This window comes from Singulisphaera rosea, assembly GCF_054877945.1.
This window is the reverse complement of sequence record NZ_JBTYIP020000023.1, coordinates 92,254-106,305: the sequence shown is the minus strand read 5'-3', so window position 1 is coordinate 106,305 and position 14,052 is coordinate 92,254. Positions and strand designations below refer to the sequence as shown.

Sequence of the window (14,052 nt, the reverse complement as noted above, 5' to 3'; positions counted from 1 at the left end):
ATGCCCGGCGACATCCAGGACTTCGATTTCAGCGTCGATCTGCTGAAGGCGCTCCTCTGGCAGTACGACGAGGCCGCAAACCTCCAGGCGCTCCTGGAAGACAAGGCCAACTGGTACGAGATCAACCAGAGTCAATTCTGGCGGGACTGGATCGCAAACGTCTTCGACTTGCGCACGGCCGACGAGTTCGGCCTGAGTGTCTGGTCGATCATCCTGGGCCTGCCGCTGTTCGTCAACAACAACAACGACGTCGGCCCCTTCTTCGGGTTCGACTCGCAGACCGGCGTCAATTTCGACAACGGGATCTTCGGCGACGAGAACACTTATGAGCTGCCCACGGAGATCAAGCGGATCGCGCTCCAGCTCCGATACTTCCAGCTCACCGGCAGCGGGACGGTGCCGGAGACGAACCGGATGCTGAAATACGTCTTCAGGAATTTCGGTCCGGCGTGGCTCGTCGACGACTACGACATGACCCAGTATTACTTCTTCGCCTTCCCGCTCACCTTCGACCTCAAGTACCTGTTCAACAACTATGACATCCTGCCGAGGCCGGCCGGGGTGCAATCCACCTGGACCGACACGCCCGACGCATTCTTCGGGTTCGCGATCGGCGATTACAATTTCGACAACGGAAATTTTGGAGAATAAATTATGTGCCCCAGCGGTGGTTATTTCGACATCCCTTTCGCCGAGAACGGCGACCTCAATACCATCCCCGACCCCACGCAGCCCGGGGGCACGGTCAGCTACAACCAGGGATTCCCGGTCGGCTACAGCACGCCGGTCGCCTCGGGCGGCCTCCTGGTCCCGCGCACCGCGTTCAACCAGGTGTTGAACGACATCACCACGGCGGTGCAGGCGATCCAGAAGACGGGCGTCCCGCCGTATTTCAGCTTCATCAGCTCGAATGGCGGATATGTCCAGTACGCGCGAGTCCTCTACGGCGACGGACATGTCTACCAGTCCCTGAAATCCTCCAACACCGCGACCCCCGCCAACGACGGCGTGAACTGGACTCTCTTCGACGCCTCGGCCCAGCGCATCAAGCTCACGGCGAACGCCACCTACTACGTCGCGACCACCGGCAACGATTCCAACCCGGGCACCTCCGGGTCGCCCTGGCTGACGGTTCAGCACGCGGTCGACTACGCGCTGAACACCGTCGACAGCGGCGGCTTCAACGTCACGATCTCCGTGGCCAACGGCACCTACACCGGCGCGGCCAGCATCACCAAGCCCATGGTCGGCGGCGGGCTGCTCATCATCCAGGGGAACGTGGGCACGCCCGCCAACGTCTTCTTCAACGTCACGGGGAATGACGCGGTGTCCATCAGCAACGGCGCGAACGCGCGGGTCGACGGCATCAAGATGGCCACCACCACCTCGGGCAACGCCCTCACCGTCGGCCAGTTCGCCGCCTGCGTCCTGGGCGCGGTCGAGTTCGGGGCCGTGGCCTCGGGCTACAGCCACCTCAACGTGGTCCCCTCCGCCCTGCTCACCCTGAGTTCCAGCTACAAGATCTCCGGGGGCGCCAACGCGCACTTCCTGGCAAACGAGAACGCGGTGATCGGCATCAACGCCAGTATCACGGTGACCCTCACCGGCACGCCCGCCTTCGCGGGCTCCTTCGCGCTGGCGAACAATCTGAGCCAGATCACCGTGCCCACCATCACCTTCTCGGGGTCCGCGACCGGCCAGCGCTACTTCGCCTCCAGCAATTCCCTGATCCAGACCAACGGCGCCGGGGCAAACTATTTCCCCGGCAGCACCTCGGGGGCCACCGCCAGCGGGGGTCAATATCTATGAGCATCGAGGACGACGCGAAGGCGCTGCTGGACCAATCGGACAGGACGATCCTGCGCTGCGCCGAACGGGGGATCATGGTCCCCCGGGAATGGGTCGATTTCCGCGCCGAGCTGCGCGCGATCGCCTCGGGGGAATCGTCCGACGCGATCCCGGCCATGCCCGCCTATCCCGTCGGGAGCTGAATTTCCACCCAAACCTATGAGGAATGACATGACGAAACATCCCAGCCCGGGGGCCCGATGATCACCTGCACCGCGTCGGGCATCAACGCAATCATCCTCACCCCGACGGATTCGTCGCAGCCGATCGCGCTCGCGGATGAGGCGCTCTTCCTCTTCAAGGCACCGGCGACCAACACCGCGGCCGTCACCATCGAGTACGGCGGATTGACCCCGATCGCCGGGGTGAAGGAATCCCCCACCGGCCAGGTCGCGCTGGTACCGGGAGATATCATCGCGGGTTGCTGGTACATCGGCCTCTGCGACATCGCTGCGGGCTCGATCGTGATTACCCCGTTCACCGCATCCGGGGCCGCGGGTCCCTTCGTCCCGCTCTCCGACGCCCCCTACACGGCCCCGATCCATCCCGAGAGCGGCATCGCCCAGGGGCATGGACTCGTCTGGGGCGACGAGAACCGCGTGTTCCAGGCCGACTACATGGGCGAGGTGAGCACGGACCCGACCACCCAGGCGATCATCGTCGCGGTGGGAGGCACCCCCCAGGCGGGGGATGTCGTCGGCTTCCGATACGACTTCACCCACGCCTCCGTCCCCTACAGCGAGACCGTCTCCTACACCGTCCAGGCCGGCGACACCACGGCCACGATCGCCGCATTGCTCCTGGCCGCGCTCCGGGCGAACGCCAACATCTCGGGAGCCCTCGGGCCGGGGATCATGAGCAATGCCCTGGTCATCCCCAACACGACGAGCGTCGCCTTCAACCAGCTCTGGCCGCTCTGCTCCACGAGCGCCTGCACGGCGATCACCACATCCAACACGACGATAACGATCTACGGCGGTGGGGACGTCCTCGAGGTGAACCCGGTCTTCGCCTTCGGTCGTTACGTCGCCGGCAGGAATGCCCAGGTCGGCGACCTCCTGTCCAATCTGATGTGCGTCGGCGGCGATTCGTCAACGGGTGCGTTGGCCCAGCAATACTTCCAGCTCCTCGCGAAAATCGCCGATGCGTCCCCGACGACGGCTCGGGGAGGGATCCATCTCACGTCGGGCCAGCTCCTCGGATGCGGTCTCTACCTCTCGAAGGGCCTCGCGACCTTGTTGCCGGGCGGGGGCCTGCCCGACGGCGGGGACCTCGATTTCGGCGCGATCAACGCCGGGAAGGGCTTCTACGTCCACGGCAAGCCGATCGCCACGCCCAGAGAATCAATGCGGATCGCCGACCCCCAGGTTCAGAACAAGATGATCGACAGGAGGATCTTCGGGCTTCGCGATCTCGGCATCGCCTCCTGGCAGACGATCCTGACCATCACCCCGTCGACGACGACCAATGTCTACGTCCAGGGACACATCGAGATTAAGGCCGACGCGGCGACCGGCGCGACCGGCATGGGATCGCGGTCGAGCGTCTGGGACTACCGTTACGCCAACGGCGCCCCGAGCGTGTCCTTACGCGTGGCCGATTCGTCGTCCGGGAATGCCATCCCGCAGGTACGACTGACGACCAGCGGGAGTTCCATCCTGGTCCAGCTCGCCTCGAGCGATGGCGTCCATTCGATCGAATCCGGCATCGCCGAGGTCACCAGCTACCTCCCGGATGCCGCGGCGTACGCCGACCCTTTAACGTGGGCGATGGCCTGAGCCGTTCATGCCGCGTAGCGGGAGGCGAGGTGGAAACGAGCGATGGCAAAATCAAATTAAAATGCGTCCGAGGATGTCACGCCACTGTCCCTCGACCATCTCCAGTTCCAAGCATTAAGGAGACCACCATTGCAAATCGAAGATCCGACGGACGGGCCCCCGAGCAACGCCTGGGTCATCGACCGACGCGTACCCCTCGCCACCATCGCCGCCGTCTTCATCACGATATTGCTCCAGACAGGGGCCATCATCTGGTGGGCGGCGAAGATCGAATCCCGCGTCGCGTCGCTGGAGACAGACGCCATGCTCGACAGGATCAACCGCGACAAGGTGACGAATCTGGAGGGTGATATCGCGGGGATCAACAGCAAGCTCAATGACATCAAGGTCAACGACCTCGCCGACATCAAGAAGACCCTGGAGCATTTGATCTGGGAGAAACACGGCCAACGGCCGCATGGAGAGTGAAATGAACGTATTCCTCGACCGCTTCAAATCCGACGACAACGGGACGTTCGGGATGATGATCCTGGAAGGCCAATACCTCTGCCACACGTGCGAAGACCCGTGGAAGAATAACGCCCCGAATCAAAGCTGCATCCCGGCGGGGAAATATTCCGTCGTGAAATATAGCAGTCCGAAATTCCCCGGCGTCTGGAGGGTCGAAAATGTGCCGAACAGATCCGGAATCCTGATCCATAATGGCAACAATATCATCGACACAGAGGGCTGTATCCTCGTCGGAGACAGCATCGGCTATATCGACGGGCTGCCCTCTGTTTTGAATAGCCGGAAAACTTTAGCCATGCTAAAGTTGCAGCTACCAGACGATTTCGATCTCACCATAACAGGAGTAGGATTATGACCGACGAAACAACACCCGCAACCCCTCTCGCCGATGCATCGGCCACACCGCCTTCCGGAGATCAGGCGGAAGCGCCGGAGCAGCCCGTAGAGGCTGCACCTCCCGCGCCCGTCGAACCTATTCCCGTCGCCGATCCTGCGCCGGTGACCGCCGAACCGGTCACCGAATCCGCCCCTGAAGACGTTCCCGCGGATTCCGGGCACTCGCTCAGCCACCTCGAGGAGGAGTTCATCATCGAGTGGGATAAGCTCTTCACCGGCATGCACAACGACGCGAAGAAGTTGCTCGCATGGGTCGCTTCGCGGCTCTGATGGTCCAGATCCACAGGAGCGTCCCCGCCGCCCTCCAGCACGCCGGGACCTGGGCGGGTTTCGCCGCCACCCTGGCCAGCGTCGGGCAGGCATTGGATAAGCCGTATTCGACCCACGCCATCATCGCGGGCGGGATCTGCGGCCTGATCGCCACCGTCATCAAATCCCCGCAAGATCCGCCGAAAGATCCCGAGGCATGAACCCATGGGTCAAGGTCGGCATCGTCGGCGGCTGGACGATCACTTCGTTCGCCGGAGGCTGTTACGTGACCACCAAGTTCGACGAGGCCAGTCAGGCGAAAGCCCTTCGTGCCCAGATCGAGGCCACGCAGCTTGCCGTCCAGGGGGCTAACGACCATGCCGCCGACCTCGAGAAGGAACTTGCCTCGGAGCGCGAGAAGGGGTTTAAGATCAATCAGAAGATGGAGGCCGCCGTTGCGAATGTTCCCGATTGTCCTGTCCCTGATCGCCTTGTCGGCGTGCTCAACGAGGCCATCACCGCACCTCGTCCCTCCCCCTGACCTGACCCAATCGTGCGACCCGATCCGGCCTTTGCCGGACGGGCTCACCATGACCGGCCTCGCGAAGCGATACGCCATGCTCATCGGCCAGTACAATGAGTGTGCCATGCGGCACGAAAGCCTCTCCTCCTTGCTGAGGGGCGAATGATCGCACGCCTCTCCCTGCTCCTCCTGTTCTCGCTCTCCGCATGCGGCCCCTGCTTCGGGGCGCATACCGGTTACGACTGCCGCCTGATCGATATGGGCAGCCTGTGATCGACGCCTACGACATCCTGCACTATGCCCGCAAGGCCAAGAACGAGAGCCAGATGAAGGGCGAACGCAACGACACGGCATTGGTCCTGATGGGAGTATGCACGGCATTCATCGGAGCCACGATGATCACGAGGAGCATGGGCCGCTCGAGATAACTGTTCGCTTGCGCGATCCGCCCCACTGCCCTATGACTGGGGGAAACAGACGCGGTTTCCTATGTCGGCCGGTTTCAAGAAACGCTTCAAAGTCGACCGTCACCCCCTCCTCCCTTTCGGCCCCTCATCCGGTCCCTATGACCCTCCGCCGAAATCCCCATCCCCGCTGATCATTCCCGATCCGGCATTTCCATCTTCGAACGGGCAACGCCCGAATCCTTCGAACACCCCTCTTCCAATGGCCGCCCCGCCGCTCCCTGCGAGTTCTATCTCATCCGGCGAGAAGGCCAAAGCTCGCGACATCCTCGCCGCGATCCGCACGCTGAAATCCCTCGAAACCGAACGCCGTCCCGCCGCTACCGATGAACGGGACATACTCTCCCGCTTCTGCGGCTTCGGTCCCGTCGCCCTTTCTTTGTTCCCCGATCCGCTCACCGGCAAATACAAAGACGGCTGGCAGCCGCTCGGCGAAGAGCTCCGCGACCTCCTCACCCCCGAAGAATATGACTCGGCCCGACGGACGACTTTTTGCGCGTTCTACACGTCGCCCCTCGTCATGACGGCAATGCATGACGGTCTTGGGCGTCTTGGCCTCCCTCCCGGCTCGACCGTCCTCGAGCCCGGATGCGGCATCGGCAATTTCATCAGCGACGATCACCGCTTCATCGGCGTCGAACTCGACGCGATCTCCGGCCGAATCGCCCGCGCCCTCCATCCCTCCCACGACATCCGCATCGAGAACTTTCGCGACTCGAAGCTCCCTCCCCTCGACGCCGTCATCGGCAACGTCCCCTTCGCCGACATCAAGCTCGATTTCAGAGGTCGGCGCTTCTCCCTCCATGACTTTTTTTTCGCCAAGTCGGTCGACTCACTGAAGCCCGGCGGAGTCCTTGCGCTGGTCACTTCGCATTTCACCCTCGACAAGCAGAACGCCGCGATCCGGGAGCATATCGCTTCCAAGGCCGATTTCCTCGGGGCCATCCGGCTACCCTCGGATGCGTTCAAGCGTGAGGGGACCAGTGTCGTCACCGACATCGTCTTCCTGCGGAAACGGGCACCGGGCCAGGAGCCGAATCACGTCGACCCGGAATGGCTCGGCGTTGGCTCCCTGCCCCTCGACGGCGCGGACGTTCCGGTCAACCGCTACTTCCTCAATCACCCGGAGATGGTGCTGGGAAACTGGAGTCGGAAGGACACCCTTTATGGCGGGGAGGGATTCAGCGTCGTCTCGAACGGCGACCTGGAGAGCCAGTTACGAGACGCGATCGCGAGGCTGCCCGCCCAGGTCGAGAAGTCGACGGCCGAAAGGGCGAACCCGCCGCCCGAAACACACCCGCCCGAATCGCGAAACACACCAGCTTTCACCCCACCTCCGCCCCTGCGTCACGTCACCGAGGGCAGCTTTTTCGTCGGCGATGACCGGATCATCCGGCAGATCCTCGACGGCACCCCCGAGCCCGTCACCTATTGCGGCACGCTCCAGAAGGCCAACGGCACGCCGATGGGCCGCAAGCTCGGCTCCCTGGTCGAACTCCGCGACTCCGCACGCCGTGTCCTCCAGTCCCAGAACGAGGGATGGCCGGAAGAGAACCGGGTCGAGGCACGCCGCGCCCTCAATCGCGTCTACGACATGTTCGTTTCGGCTTACGGCCCGATCAACAAGACCACCTTCACCGACTCCAAACTCGGCGGCACGATCCGCCGGATGCCGAATCTCGTCAAGTTCCGCGAAGACCCCGACGCCATGCTCGTCATGTCGCTCGAGGAATACGACGAGGCGACGGGGAAGGCCGAGAAGTCGGCGATCATGCGCAAGGACGTGGTCGGCCCGAAGCCGCCGGTCACCCACGTCGCCAGCGCCGAGGAAGGGCTGCTCGTGTCGCTCGACCATCGCGGGGCCGTCGACCTGCCGTACATCGCATCGCTCTACGGAAAGCCCGAGGGAGAGGTCATCTCGGAATTGGGTGACCTGATCTACCGCGACCCCGAGTCGAAGGAATGGCAGACCGCCGATGAATATCTCTCGGGGAACGTCCGAGCAAAATTGGAAGCCGCCGAAAGGTGCGGTGAGGAACGTAACGCGGAAGCTCTCCGTGAGGTCCAGCCCGAAGACGTGCTCCCCGGCGACATCGACGCCAATCTCGGTGCGCCATGGATCGAGACCTCGGACATCCAGCATTTCGCGGCCGATCTGTTCAACACCCCGGCCGAGGCCATCAAGGTTGGCCATCTCAAGAAGGATGCCGTCTGGTCGGTCGAGCCCGATTACCGGGCCATGCAGTCGGTCGCGGCGACCTCCGATTACGGCACGTCGCGCATCAACGGGATCACGCTCTTCGAGCAGGCGTTGAATCTTCGCACGCCCGTCGTCTACGACCTCGTCCACAACGGGGACCGTGAGGAGCGGGTCGTCAATCAGGAGGAGACGCTCGCCGCCAGGGAGAAGCAGAAGCTCGTCAAAGAGCGATTCAAGGGCTGGATCTTCTCCGATCCCGACCGCACCGAGCGGCTCGTCAGGATCTACAACGACACATATAACAACCTCCGGCCCCGGCTGTTCGACGGCTCGCACCTCGAATTTCCGGGGATGAGCCGGGCGATCACGCTGAAGCCGCACCAGGTCGACGCAGTCTGGCGGTGCATGAGCTCGGGCAACACGCTCCTGGCCCATTGCGTCGGGGCGGGCAAGTCGTTCGAGATGGCCGCCTCGGCAGTGAAGATGAAGCAGGCCGGGCTGATCAAGAAGCCCCTGATCGCCGTGCCAAATCACATGCTCGAGCAGTTCTCCCGCGAGTTCATGCAGCTCTACCCGAACGCCAAGATACTCGTCGCCACCAAGGAGGACATGGGCAAGGAACGTCGGAAGCATCTCACGGCCAAGATCGCCACCGGCGAGTGGGACGCGATCATCGTCACCCATTCCAGCTTCGAGCGGATTGGGATGTCGGATGAGTATCAGGAACGGTTCCTGCGCGAGCAGATCAAGGAGTACGAACACCTCCTCGTCGACAAGGCGTCGCACGGCCGGAATATCATCAAGTCACTCGAGAAGCAGAAGGCCGCCCGCGAGGAGAAGCTGAAAAACCTGCTCGCCGAGGACAAGAAGGATGACGGGCTGGTCTTCGACGAGTTGGGCGTCGACCAGATATTCATCGATGAACTGCAGCAGTTCAAAAATCTCGAAACGCCCACGAAGATGGAGCGAGTCGCGGGGATCCAGACGGGCGGCTCCGAGCGGGCGTTCGACCTCTACATGAAGGCCCGCTATCTCGAAGAGAAGCACCCGGGCCGCGGGTTCGTCGGGGCGACCGGCACGCCGATCAGCAACTCGATGGTCGAGATGTATACGATGCAACGGTTCCTCGACCCCGAGGGCCTCCGGTCGCGCGGCATCGAGCATTTCGATGGCTGGGCGGCCACCTTCGGCGAGGTCGTGGACACGATGGAAATCTCGCCCGACGGGGCCACGCTCAAGCCCCGCAGCCGATTCGCCAAGTTCGTGAACCTGCCAGAACTGACGCAGATGTTCCGGGCGTTCGCCGACGTCCAGACGGCGGAGATGCTCGACCTGCCCCGTCCGAGGCTCGAAGGCGGGAAGGCCCAGACGGTGGCCTGCCCGATGTCCGAAGATCAGCAGGAATTGCAGGCCGGTCTCATCAAGCGATACGAGCGCATCCGCAGCGAGAAGGTCGACCCCCGCGAGGACAACGCCCTGGCGATCACCACGGACGGCCGCAAGCTCGCGCTCGACGGCCGGATGCTCGCAATCGGCGGGGATTTCGCGGGCTCGAAGATCAACGCCCTGGTCGGCAACGTCGTCAGAATCTGGCGGAAGACCGAGGCCACCCGAGGAACGCAGATGGTCTTCTGCGACATGGGCGTGAACGCCAACCCGTTCTCGGCCTACAAGGAGATCGTCGAGAAACTCGTCGACCACGGCATCCCCAGGGCCCAGGTCGCGATCATGGGCGACGCCGACACCGATGCCAAGAAACAGGCCCTGTTCGAGAAAGTCCGTCAGGGGACGGTCCGCGTCCTGATCGGCTCGACGGCCAAGATGGGCACCGGCACCAACGTCCAGAAGCGGCTGGTGGCGCTGCACCACCTCGACGCGCCGTGGAAGCCCGCCGAGGTCGAGCAGCGCGAGGGCCGGATCCTCCGACAGGGGAATGAGAACGAGGAGGTAGCGATCTATCGATACGTGACCGAACAAAGCTTCGACGCGTACATGTGGCAAGCTCTGGAGACCAAGGCCCGATTCATCAACCAGGTCATGAGCGGCGATTGCGTCGTCAGGAAGGCCGAGGACATCGGCGGCCAGGAGCTCAGCTATGCCGAGGTCAAGGCGATCGCTTCGGGCAATCCCGCCGTCCTGACGCTGGCGGAGACCGACGCCGAACTCCAACGTCTGACGATCCTACGGAAGAACCACACCGACGAGCAGTACCTCGCCAAACGGAATCTGCGTGACCTGCCGGAGACGATCCAACGGCACGAGAAGCGGATCGAGGGACTGACCGCCGATATCGAAACGATCCAGGCCCACAAGGATGACTCGCCGCCGACGACGGAATCGCTGACGAGGCGGCTCGATGCGTTGCCGGACAGGGTCGACCGGGTGAAGCGATACCCGATGGGAAAGGCCTACGGGCTGGAATTCGGCCTCATCATGCATCCGCTGGGCGGGACGGAGGTCTATCTCGAAGGCGCAGCTTGCCGGCGAGAATCACTGCTGAAGGATCATCCCGGGCCGCGTGCCATCCTGAATGCGGTCGGTCGGTTGATCGACGGCTACGAACGTGAGCGAGAGGACCGTCGGCAAGACCTGGCCGTGGCGCAAGGGCAATTGAAGGATTACGAGGCCCGGCTCGGGACGCCGTTCGGCCATGCGGAATATATGAGTCGGTTGGCCGACTTGCGAGATCGGCTGAAGCTCGGGCTGTCCGAGAAGGCACCCGAGGGCGGCATGCAGGTCGCCGAGCTGGCCGAGGAGGTCAAGGCCCTGAGATCCGGGCATACCGTCGAAGCCGGATCCGATCGGATTTCGGTGAGGAAGGCGATCCGCGCCGAGCGGCCGGTAACGTCGAGGATTCGGAGGAGGGATCTGAATGGCGGGGCGGACGAAGAGGTGCAGGAAGTGCCAGTCGACAAAGAACCTGCAGGCCCAGTGCTTGAAACAATCTACACGCCGGATGTCCCGGCGGAAATCGTCATGCCCGAATCCGTCAAGGCGCCGAACGGGCATCGGCAGGCCGTGACGACAGGGAGGCGGAAAGCCGAGGAGCAGATGCGGTTGTTTTAGACCCGAGGGGCCGAACCCCTCGGCCCGGAGGAGTCTCGGCGATTATTTCTCCTCGGGGACGTCGTCGGGATGGAGCTTGGCGTGTTGCTGATAGGTATCGCCCGGCGAGTCGTTCTGCACGAGAGTCGGCTTCCTGCCGGGCTGCGGCGTTTCGCTCGCGTCGGGCACGATCTCCTCGCCGTGGTGCTTCTTCTCCTCCTGGACCTTCTTGTCGTGGGCGATGTTCCGGGGGTCGGCCATGGGAGCTCCCATCGTGAATTGGGCGAGTTCGGCGGTCGGATGTCATCTTGGAGCATTTCATGCGCCCGGCGAGATTATTCCGCCGCCTGGACCATGATATTCCTCCATAACTCGCAGTCCCGAATATTTGCGGCATCATTGATCGATGCATAGCGACGCCGTTATCATCGACGGCCTGATTTCCGCATCGATCATCGGAGCCAACACATGGGACGACCGCGACTCGCAAAACATCCGAAGCCCGTCGAGCCGGAAGACGAATCGCCGGAGGAGCCGGCCGGGTTCGAGACCCATGGGAAAGCCACCTCCAAGGCGGACGCCGTCCGCGCCGCGCTCGCCGAGGGGATCGAACTGCCCGGCGACATCGCCGAGTTCGTCTTGAAGAAGTTCGGTCACGACATCTCGAAGCCGATGGTCAGCAGTTACAAGGCGCAGGAGAAGATGCGACAGGCCAAGAGGGCTGAGGCTGCGCCCGCTCCGAGGCGCGAGCCTGCTCGGAAGCCTGCCCCCCCTACTAAGGCAACCGCACCGGCAGCCTCGAACGGCGACCTGGTCGATGACATCGTCGCCGTGAAGCAGTTGGTTGCAAAACTGGGCGGCGGGCAGGTCCGAAAGCTGATCGACCTGTTCGAGTGAACGATTCGATGGGGCGGTCTGGCCTTGGTGGGGGCCGACACCTCGGACGTCCCCGGCCGGGGGAAGCGGGGGCGGCGGCTCAGATCGACGATGGTGGTGCGCAATTCGCCAGGAGGTGAGCGTTTGGCAGACTGGCGATATTCGCCCTTCATGCCGTCGCACCGCTCAGCAGTCGCGCGCTGGCCTTGACCTGGCCGGCGCCCCCGCCCAGGTCCACGACGACGTGCCATCGCCCGTCGGTCGGCACCGCCATGCGGACGGGGCTCTTCGTCGCATGCCCTCCGTAGTAGCGGTAACCCGCACCCCTCTTGTAGGCCCCGTAATTCGCCGCATCCATCAGCAGGACGTTGGCAGCCCGATCGAGCGTCACTTCGGCCACATCCCCCGCCTGCGCGTCGAATTCGTTGTTCAGGTGATTCATGAGCAGGCCTCGCCCTCGTGAACGGGTCCCCGATCCTCGAATCCATCCCGTCGCCGACGTGCCGGTCGCTTTCGGATCGCCCTGGCGAAGAAGGCGTCGTACCAGCGGTCGACGGACTCGACGATCTCATCGATCGCGCCCGAGTCGAGCGGACGGCAAGAGGCCTCCCCCTGCTGCACCAGCTCGAACGCCCCTTCGGGCGAGACGACCGGTTCCGCCGCCCAGGTGTACCAGCCTCCGTTGTCCTGCATCGTGAAGAAGAAGAGCACGACGGGGAACGGGAAGGGGCCGAAACGCAGCATTTTCTGCATGGCTGGATGCAGTTGCTTGTTGGCGTGCTCCGCCGTCGTGGCCGAGAATACCCCCCTCAATTCGACCCCGAATTTTCGATGGCCGCCCCTCCCCTCCGGATTCAGCGTCACCCAGAGGTCTACTCCCACGTCCGCCGCCTCCTCGGCGACGATCAGGTCGGGGCGGCGTGTCAGATAGACGACGGCCATGGTCCGGACCCGTTCCGCGATGAAACGCTCTTGGGCGGTGCTCGTGGACATGGTCGCCTCAGGAGGAGAATGCGGAGGCCTTCGTCTTCGCGGCCCCGGCCAGCGTGCCCCAGTAGCCCCTGATTTCATCATACAGGATTTTCAGGTTGGCGGGGCCGAGGGGGTACTTCCTCGGGATGGTGGAAATCGGCCCCGTCCTCGAGCCGTCGATCGCGAGGATGTAGGCCTCCTCGCCCGGCTCGTCGACCCCGATCACATAGGTGGGGATCGGGCAAGCGACCATCGCCTCGACGTCTGCCGACTCGATCCTCGCCCTGATCCCGGCCCTGGCCGTCCCGCCCACCTTCCGGGTCGACTTCACCTGGGCGAAGAAATACGGCCGACTGCCGGCCACGCCGACGAGCTCGACCAGGAGGTCATAGGTAGGGAACTTGTCCCCCAGGAAATGCGCCGCGAAGTAGGGGAGCGCATTGCCGCAGAAATCCGTGAGCCGCAGCTCGGCGATCCTCTCCCCGCGCATGCCGAGCAGGTCCCCGGAACCCAAGGCCATCTTCGCGAGTCCTCGACGACGGGTCGGATCCCGGCCGCGGAGGCCGATCGGCCCCCCGGGCTCCTCCCCGGGACGTGATTCGTAACAATCGTAACAAGACCCCTTCGGTCCCGCCCCGCAGAAGAGGACCGTCGGGGAACGGGGCCGGCATCCCCGGTTTCTTCGCCGACTTCGCAGACTGCCCCGTAGCAGGCGTGCCGTGCGTTTGGTATCTTCGAAATCGGGGCGAGCGTCCCGAATCGTAACAAAAACCAGTAACAAGCGAAATCGTAACAGAAAGTAGCAAGGCTGGGGTTGACGGAAAGCGGGAGCCTGGCTAGAGTTAGATCCACCTGGAGAGGTGACCGAGAGGCCGAAGGTGCGGCACTGGAAATGCCGTGTGGTGTCACAGCCACCGCGGGTTCGAATCCCGCCCTCTCCGCTTAAACTGTGTTTCTCATGAGGCTTGCGTCATATCGACGCAAGCCTTCTTCTTTGTGTCTGTTAGCCCGTCCGACCGCCAAGCACACCTCAGGTTTACAGAATGGTTGACAAGTACGACGCCAACCGTCGAAGGATCCGACCCTTCGTGGAATGGCTCGGGCCAACCAAAGCTATTCAGGCGCTCGACGATGCCAGGTTGGAAGACTTCTACGACCATCCGTCCGCCAAGGTGAGTGGGGCCAGTTCTT

Annotated in this window: 17 protein-coding genes and 1 tRNA gene; 14 read left to right on the top strand and 4 right to left on the bottom strand. The window is 63.3% G+C overall.

Translation table 11 applies throughout. The features are described from left to right. The 12 genes from ACYOEI_RS29600 (at position 1) to ACYOEI_RS29545 (ending at position 11,034) form a co-directional block, all read left to right on the top strand. A complete protein-coding gene (locus tag ACYOEI_RS29600) occupies positions 1-651 on the top strand; it encodes a baseplate wedge 1 family protein (protein ID WP_462853268.1) in 651 nt (216 codons plus the stop codon). Between the two features lie 3 nt (positions 652-654). Continuing rightward, positions 655-1,809: a hypothetical protein gene (locus ACYOEI_RS29595; RefSeq protein ID WP_462853267.1), complete on the top strand. Its 1,155-nt coding sequence runs from the start codon at positions 655-657 to the stop codon at positions 1,807-1,809. Next, complete coding sequence (locus ACYOEI_RS29590) at positions 1,806-1,991, top strand: hypothetical protein (protein WP_462853266.1); 186 nt, start codon at positions 1,806-1,808, stop codon at positions 1,989-1,991. Before ACYOEI_RS29595 ends, ACYOEI_RS29590 begins: the two co-directional genes overlap by 4 nt. A 57-nt stretch (positions 1,992-2,048) precedes the next feature. After that, positions 2,049-3,626, top strand: coding sequence for a hypothetical protein (locus tag ACYOEI_RS29585; protein ID WP_462853265.1), 1,578 nt, complete (start codon positions 2,049-2,051; stop codon positions 3,624-3,626). A 129-nt stretch (positions 3,627-3,755) separates the two neighbouring features. Continuing rightward, positions 3,756-4,094, top strand: coding sequence for a hypothetical protein (locus ACYOEI_RS29580; RefSeq protein WP_462853264.1), 339 nt, complete (start codon positions 3,756-3,758; stop codon positions 4,092-4,094). 1 nt (position 4,095) lies between these two features. Further along, positions 4,096-4,491, top strand: a complete 396-nt coding sequence (locus tag ACYOEI_RS29575) for a DUF5675 family protein (protein ID WP_462853263.1) — start codon at positions 4,096-4,098, stop codon at positions 4,489-4,491. Further along, a complete protein-coding gene (locus ACYOEI_RS29570; RefSeq protein ID WP_462853262.1) occupies positions 4,488-4,802 on the top strand; it encodes a hypothetical protein in 315 nt (104 codons plus the stop codon). The genes ACYOEI_RS29575 and ACYOEI_RS29570 overlap by 4 nt, the downstream gene beginning before the upstream one ends. Beyond that, on the top strand, positions 4,781-5,002 hold the full coding sequence (locus tag ACYOEI_RS29565) for a hypothetical protein (RefSeq protein ID WP_462853261.1): 222 nt from the start codon (positions 4,781-4,783) through the stop codon (positions 5,000-5,002). The genes ACYOEI_RS29570 and ACYOEI_RS29565 overlap by 22 nt, the downstream gene beginning before the upstream one ends. Continuing rightward, positions 4,999-5,322 (top strand): hypothetical protein, encoded by a 324-nt coding sequence (locus tag ACYOEI_RS29560; RefSeq protein ID WP_462853347.1) that lies wholly within the window; start codon positions 4,999-5,001, stop codon positions 5,320-5,322. The genes ACYOEI_RS29565 and ACYOEI_RS29560 overlap by 4 nt, the downstream gene beginning before the upstream one ends. Then, positions 5,243-5,470, top strand: a complete 228-nt coding sequence (gene lysC / locus ACYOEI_RS29555; protein WP_462853346.1) for an Rz1-like lysis system protein LysC — start codon at positions 5,243-5,245, stop codon at positions 5,468-5,470. Before ACYOEI_RS29560 ends, lysC begins: the two co-directional genes overlap by 80 nt. A 103-nt stretch (positions 5,471-5,573) precedes the next feature. Next, positions 5,574-5,732: a hypothetical protein gene (locus ACYOEI_RS29550; RefSeq protein WP_462853260.1), complete on the top strand. Its 159-nt coding sequence runs from the start codon at positions 5,574-5,576 to the stop codon at positions 5,730-5,732. Between the two features lie 238 nt (positions 5,733-5,970). Further along, a complete protein-coding gene (locus ACYOEI_RS29545) occupies positions 5,971-11,034 on the top strand; it encodes a helicase-related protein (protein WP_462853259.1) in 5,064 nt (1,687 codons plus the stop codon). Positions 11,035-11,076: 42 nt separating this feature from the next. Here ACYOEI_RS29545 and ACYOEI_RS29540 read toward each other — a convergent pair whose 3' ends face one another. Beyond that, positions 11,077-11,274, bottom strand: a complete 198-nt coding sequence (locus ACYOEI_RS29540) for a hypothetical protein (protein ID WP_462853258.1) — start codon at positions 11,272-11,274, stop codon at positions 11,077-11,079. Positions 11,275-11,481: 207 nt separating this feature from the next. Between ACYOEI_RS29540 and ACYOEI_RS29535 the strand changes: the two genes are divergently transcribed. Further along, positions 11,482-11,910, top strand: a complete 429-nt coding sequence (locus ACYOEI_RS29535; RefSeq protein ID WP_462853257.1) for a hypothetical protein — start codon at positions 11,482-11,484, stop codon at positions 11,908-11,910. Positions 11,911-12,058: 148 nt separating this feature from the next. Here ACYOEI_RS29535 and ACYOEI_RS29530 read toward each other — a convergent pair whose 3' ends face one another. The 3 genes from ACYOEI_RS29530 to ACYOEI_RS29520 are packed head-to-tail and all read right to left on the bottom strand — an operon-like array spanning position 12,059 to position 13,381. Then, positions 12,059-12,331: a DUF1883 domain-containing protein gene (locus tag ACYOEI_RS29530; RefSeq protein ID WP_462853256.1), complete on the bottom strand. Its 273-nt coding sequence runs from the start codon at positions 12,329-12,331 to the stop codon at positions 12,059-12,061. Further along, positions 12,328-12,882 carry a hypothetical protein gene (locus ACYOEI_RS29525; protein ID WP_462853255.1) on the bottom strand — a complete coding sequence of 185 codons (555 nt, stop codon included), beginning with the start codon at positions 12,880-12,882 and terminating at the stop codon, positions 12,328-12,330. The genes ACYOEI_RS29530 and ACYOEI_RS29525 overlap by 4 nt, the downstream gene beginning before the upstream one ends. A gap of 7 nt (positions 12,883-12,889) precedes the next feature. After that, on the bottom strand, positions 12,890-13,381 hold the full coding sequence (locus ACYOEI_RS29520; RefSeq protein ID WP_462853254.1) for a DUF4365 domain-containing protein: 492 nt from the start codon (positions 13,379-13,381) through the stop codon (positions 12,890-12,892). A gap of 334 nt (positions 13,382-13,715) precedes the next feature. Here ACYOEI_RS29520 and ACYOEI_RS29515 point away from each other — a divergent pair. Beyond that, positions 13,716-13,802: transfer RNA gene (locus ACYOEI_RS29515), tRNA-Ser, on the top strand. Positions 13,803-14,052: the final 250 nt, after the last annotated feature.

Excerpts from the sequence above, each read along its gene's own strand:
- ACYOEI_RS29600 (WP_462853268.1), top strand. The coding sequence starts at position 1 with ATGCCCGGCGACATCCAGGACTTCGATTTCAGCGTCGATCTGCTGAAG.
- ACYOEI_RS29595 (WP_462853267.1), top strand. The coding sequence starts at position 655 with ATGTGCCCCAGCGGTGGTTATTTCGACATCCCTTTCGCCGAGAACGGC.
- ACYOEI_RS29590 (WP_462853266.1), top strand. The coding sequence starts at position 1,806 with ATGAGCATCGAGGACGACGCGAAGGCGCTGCTGGACCAATCGGACAGG.
- ACYOEI_RS29585 (WP_462853265.1), top strand. The coding sequence starts at position 2,049 with ATGATCACCTGCACCGCGTCGGGCATCAACGCAATCATCCTCACCCCG.
- ACYOEI_RS29575 (WP_462853263.1), top strand. The coding sequence starts at position 4,096 with ATGAACGTATTCCTCGACCGCTTCAAATCCGACGACAACGGGACGTTC.
- ACYOEI_RS29570 (WP_462853262.1), top strand. The coding sequence starts at position 4,488 with ATGACCGACGAAACAACACCCGCAACCCCTCTCGCCGATGCATCGGCC.
- ACYOEI_RS29565 (WP_462853261.1), top strand. The coding sequence starts at position 4,781 with ATGGGTCGCTTCGCGGCTCTGATGGTCCAGATCCACAGGAGCGTCCCC.
- ACYOEI_RS29560 (WP_462853347.1), top strand. The coding sequence starts at position 4,999 with ATGAACCCATGGGTCAAGGTCGGCATCGTCGGCGGCTGGACGATCACT.
- lysC (WP_462853346.1), top strand. The coding sequence starts at position 5,243 with ATGTTCCCGATTGTCCTGTCCCTGATCGCCTTGTCGGCGTGCTCAACG.
- ACYOEI_RS29545 (WP_462853259.1), top strand. The coding sequence starts at position 5,971 with ATGGCCGCCCCGCCGCTCCCTGCGAGTTCTATCTCATCCGGCGAGAAG.
- ACYOEI_RS29540 (WP_462853258.1), bottom strand. The coding sequence starts at position 11,274 with ATGGCCGACCCCCGGAACATCGCCCACGACAAGAAGGTCCAGGAGGAG.
- ACYOEI_RS29535 (WP_462853257.1), top strand. The coding sequence starts at position 11,482 with ATGGGACGACCGCGACTCGCAAAACATCCGAAGCCCGTCGAGCCGGAA.
- ACYOEI_RS29530 (WP_462853256.1), bottom strand. The coding sequence starts at position 12,331 with ATGAATCACCTGAACAACGAATTCGACGCGCAGGCGGGGGATGTGGCC.
- ACYOEI_RS29525 (WP_462853255.1), bottom strand. The coding sequence starts at position 12,882 with ATGTCCACGAGCACCGCCCAAGAGCGTTTCATCGCGGAACGGGTCCGG.
- ACYOEI_RS29520 (WP_462853254.1), bottom strand. The coding sequence starts at position 13,381 with ATGGCCTTGGGTTCCGGGGACCTGCTCGGCATGCGCGGGGAGAGGATC.